At 57.9% G+C, this 4,408-nt stretch carries 5 protein-coding genes; 4 read left to right on the top strand and 1 reads right to left on the bottom strand.

Features of this window, described 5'->3' with window-relative positions; translation table 11 throughout:
- The 3 genes from A3730_RS32035 to A3730_RS21280 all read left to right on the top strand — a co-directional run.
- Positions 1 to 858, top strand: an 858-nt coding sequence (locus tag A3730_RS32035) for a DUF445 domain-containing protein (protein WP_063538860.1), incomplete at its 5' end; no start/stop codon positions are given.
- A 21-nt stretch (positions 859 to 879) separates the two neighbouring features.
- Complete coding sequence (locus A3730_RS21285) at positions 880 to 1,179, top strand: hypothetical protein (protein ID WP_231880604.1); 300 nt, start codon at positions 880 to 882, stop codon at positions 1,177 to 1,179.
- A gap of 191 nt (positions 1,180 to 1,370) precedes the next feature.
- The gene (locus A3730_RS21280; protein WP_063521673.1) at positions 1,371 to 1,826 is read left to right on the top strand and encodes a phasin family protein; all 456 of its coding nucleotides are present in this window, start codon (positions 1,371 to 1,373) and stop codon (positions 1,824 to 1,826) included.
- A gap of 227 nt (positions 1,827 to 2,053) precedes the next feature.
- On the opposite strand, the gene A3730_RS21275 is transcribed toward A3730_RS21280, so the two are convergent.
- Positions 2,054 to 3,019, bottom strand: a complete 966-nt coding sequence (locus A3730_RS21275; protein WP_063538858.1) for an NAD(P)H-quinone oxidoreductase — start codon at positions 3,017 to 3,019, stop codon at positions 2,054 to 2,056.
- 45 nt (positions 3,020 to 3,064) lie between these two features.
- Between A3730_RS21275 and A3730_RS21270 the strand changes: the two genes are divergently transcribed.
- Positions 3,065 to 4,093: an MBL fold metallo-hydrolase gene (locus A3730_RS21270; protein WP_063538856.1), complete on the top strand. Its 1,029-nt coding sequence runs from the start codon at positions 3,065 to 3,067 to the stop codon at positions 4,091 to 4,093.
- Positions 4,094 to 4,408 lie beyond the last annotated feature (315 nt).

Below are 4,408 nucleotides of genomic sequence, written 5' to 3'. Positions count from 1 at the left end.
CTGCTGGTGCGCAAGCGGGTCTACAGCCGTGCCCGCCGTGCGATTCCAGCAGTCATGGATAATGTGGTTGACGATATCAGCCGTAATCTGGACAGCCTGGTGGACATGAAACACATGGTTGTCACCCAGATGAGCGAAGACAAGCAGCTCATGGTGCAGATGTTCCGTGAAGTCGGTGACCCCGAATTTCGTTTTGTGACCAACTCCGGCCTGTATTTCGGTTTTCTGTTCGGCTTGATTCAGGTTCCCGTCTTTATCTTTATGCCTGAAAACTGGGTGTTGCCGCTGTTCGGCTTTATTGTCGGGATTGCCACCAACTGGCTGGCGCTGAACCTGATTTTCCGCCCACTGAACCCCATCAAGGTGGGACCATTCCGAATTCAGGGGTTATTCCTGAAACGGCAGAAGGATGTGGCGGAATCCTTTGCCCGGCTATCCACGGATCAGGTTATTACCCTGCGCAATATCATGTATCAGGTGGTGAACGGGCCGCGGGGCGACCGCACCAAAGCGTTGATCAAGCGCCATTTAAAACCGCTGCTTAATGGTGGCGTGGTGCGTACTGCGGCCCAGCTCACGGTCGGTCCGGAAGGGTACGCTGACCTGAAGAAGGCGGTGGAAGAGAAAGCGGTGGATCTGGCGGTGGAGCCCTTTGAAGACCAGGGGTTCAACAAGGAGCGAGGGCAGATTGTCGAGCGGCTTATGTCCGAGCGTATGCAGGCCCTGAGTTCCGATGAGTTTCAGGATTTGTTGCGCCCCGCCTTTCAGGAAGACGAATGGATCCTGATTGTGGTGGGGGGCTTCCTTGGCGCCATGGCCGGTGTCTTTCAACTTGTGTTCATGTTTGGAGCCAGTTGAGTGCAGGTGCTGCAGATAGACATGGCCACCCTTGGGTGGTTGCTGTTTGCGGCGGCGGTGGGGGCTTCGCTGCTTACCCTGATTCTTCTGGGGCTTATCGGCCACTTTTGGTTGGGGCCCCGGCTTGAGCGCAAGGTAGACAGGCGTCTTGAAGAGGGCGCCGCACAACTTGAAGAACGGTTACGGCAGCGTTTTATGGATCTGTTGACCGGCCGCTCACGAGAAGTCATCCGTGAAAGGGCCCGGGATCTGGCCCGTGGCGTTGGCTTGATCAGCGGCCGCCGGCAGGGCCCCATGGACAAGGATGATGCTGACGAATAATGCCGATTGCCCGGATTTTGAGCAGTTGGCACGGCAGGGAACGATTCTTGACTATTCTTGAATGATTGTTTGACAATGCGCCGGCTGGCTGGCGTCACCACCCCCCTATAATTTGTCCCGCGCGCTAATGATGCTTGTGTGTTGTTTTCCCGCTGCATTCGCTCGTGGAATTGCCTTCGGGAGTTTGGACCATGTCCGACCAAGAACAGAACCAGAACGAAAAAGACGGGCGTCAAAACCCGCTGAAAGCCCTTACCGGGGCTTCACGAGACATTCGCAAGTATACCCATCAGATCTGGCTAGCCGGTCTGGGCGCGTTTGCTCGCGCCGAAGAAGAGGGCAGCGGTTTTTTTGATGCCCTGGTGGAAGCCGGTCGTGAAGTGGAGCGGCACACCAAGGACAAAACCGAGTCCCGGGTGGAAGAGATTAAAGAACGGGTTCGCCACCATACCGGCGAGACCATGGATAAAATGGAAAAAGCCTTTGATGACCGCTTTAACAAGGCTTTATCCCGTTTAGGCCTCCCTAACAAACGTGAGGTCGAACAGCTTGAAAAACGGGTGCAGGAATTGACTCAGGCGCTGGATAACGCTGAGGAAAAACCCGAAAAACCTGCCCCGAAACGCCAGACTCGCAAAAAGAGTTAACGGCATTCAAACCGTGTTGTAGCGCACACCGCTAACCCCTTAGTGGTGTCTTTCAGCGGGTACCCTCCTTGGGTACCCGCTTTTTTTTGGTTCCATGAAGCGGTTGCGCGAACGCCCGCGGACCGACCACCTGATCGTTTTGGTCATTGAGGCGCTGAAAGGTAATGTGAAATAGTATTCCGAATACTGTTTCCTTGTGGGCCGCAATGCACCCTCTGACCCTGTCGTTATTCGAGCACGATTACACGCTTGCCGCTGAAGTCGCTGCTGGCCATGTGTTGATGGGCGGCGTTGGCGTCGTCAAAGGGAAAGGTTTCCAGCGGGAGGGGCAACAGGGCGCCGCTGGCAAACAGTGGTGCCAGGCGGTCGTTAAAAATTTGCGCCAGACGAATGCGGTTTTCCAGCGGCTGGCTGCGCATGGTCATGCTTTTCAGGGTCTGGCGTTTCATCAGCAGGGCGCCAAGATTCAGTTCGGTGCTCAAGCCGCCAAGGATGCCGATGTTCACCAGGCTGCCTTCTGCGCGGAGCCCGCCGAGCAGATCGTTCCAGTCCGGTCCGACCATGTCCAGAATCACCGCCACGCCATCGCCGTGGGTAATGGCGTTGAGCTGGGTGGTGAGGGTGCCGTCGTCGCACACCTGGGCAGCGAGGCCCATGTCGTTGGCGGTGTCGAGCTTGCTCAAGTCCCGACTACTGCCGATGGGTCGGGCGCCAAGGGTATTGGCCAGCTGGGTGGCGGCAAGGCCAACCCCGGCTGTGGCCGGGCGCACCAGGCACCATTGCCCCGGTTGCAGGCCGCCTTCCAGAAACAATGCCCGGTAGGCGGTCAGAAACGCTTCCGGCAACGTGGCGGCGCGGGCAAAGTCCATGCCTTCCGGCATGGTCAGGGCTTCGCGTTCATGGGTGATGATCTGTTCGGCATAGGCGCAGCCCGGTACCAGCCCCATCACCGCGTCGCCGACTTTTCGTTGTTGCACACGTTCGCCCACGGCGCTGACAACGCCGGCATATTCGAGTCCGGGGATACGGCTGCTGGTGCCAGGTGGCGCCGGGTAGCGGCCCAGCACTTGCAACAGGTCTGCACGGTTAACCCCAATGGCTTTGACCTGTACGCGGATTTCCTCCGGCCCGGGTTGCGGGTCGGGCAGGGTGTCCAGTTGCAGTTGCTTATCTTCAATACACCAGGCGCGCATGGTTGTGCTCCTATTCGCCGTATTTAGCAGTAGAAGGAAAACGTTATGACCACGTCCCCATTAATCTACCCGTTTACTGATCTGCCGCCGGCAGGCCAGCGTTTCAAGGTGGCCGATGGGGTTTACTGGCTGCGGTTTCCGCTGCCGTTCGCCCTCGACCATATCAATCTCTGGTTGCTGGAAGATAACCAGGGTTGGGTGATCGTGGATACCGGGCTGGGAGTCCGCCGCAGCCGGGAAATCTGGCAACAGCTTCTGGCCGAGCAACTGGACGGCAAGCCGGTGACCCGCATCATCGTCACCCATTACCACCCGGATCATCTCGGCATGGCCGGCTGGCTGCAGCAGCACTGCCAGGCGCCGGTGATTATGAGCCGCGGCGAGTGGCAACTGGCCACCAGTATTTGTGATGCCACCGATGCCCAGACCATTGAGCGCTTCAAGGGCTTTCTGGGCAGCCATGGGTTGAAAGGTGAAGACCTGGCGAAGGTGGCGGGCAAGGGGAACGGTTTTCGCCGGGTGGTGATGCCCTTGCCTGAGAGCCCCGAGTTGGTGGCCGAGGGTGACACGCTGACTATTAATGGGGAGCGTTGGCAGGTGTATATCGGCCGCGGCCATGCACCGGAGCATCTGTGTCTGTATCGCAGCAGTGACCGGGTATTGCTCAGCGGGGATCAGGTGCTGCCGACCATTTCCAGTAATTTGATGGTGCGCCCCACGGAGCCGGACGCCAATCCGGTAACCGCCTTTGTGGATAGCCTGACAGTAATCCGCGATGCATTGCCGGAAGACACGCTGGTGCTGCCCGCCCACGGTTTGCCTTTCCGGGGGCTGCATACGCGGATCAATGCGTTGGCGGATCACCATGCCGAGCAGCTGGATCAGGTGCATGCTGCCTGCTGTGAGCAGCCTCATAATGCCCACGATGTGTTGCCGGTGATGTTCAAGCGGACCCTGGATGTGCAGCAAATGATGTTTGCCATGGGCGAGAGCATTGCGCACCTTAATTGCCTGCTGGAGCAGGGCAGGGTGCAGCGCGAAGACCGCGATGGGATCTGGCTCTTTGCGGCCTGATCTGAGGGTAAGTTGAAAGTTCAAAGTACAAAGTTGAAAAGCGCGCACGAGCCTGGCATGAACAGTTAAGCCGTGTCCGCGCTGAGCGTTTGGTGGAAACACGTGGGAAGCCATTGATCGGTTGGTTGTCCCATTTTTCGTCCTTTTTAACTTTACACTTTGAACTTTCAACTGCTCTCACAACCATTGCGTCATCACCCCGATCCACAACGCCAGCATCGGCACGACCAGCACAAAGAACAATCCGTTCCAGCGCCAGGCGATCCGGTAGGGCGAGCGGCCGATCAACTGGCTGAGTACCAGCATCGATGCAGT

It is taken from the genome of Alcanivorax sp. HI0044 (assembly GCF_001634945.1).
Note: the sequence above shows the minus strand (reverse complement) of the source record. Positions and strands in the feature narration are given on the sequence as shown.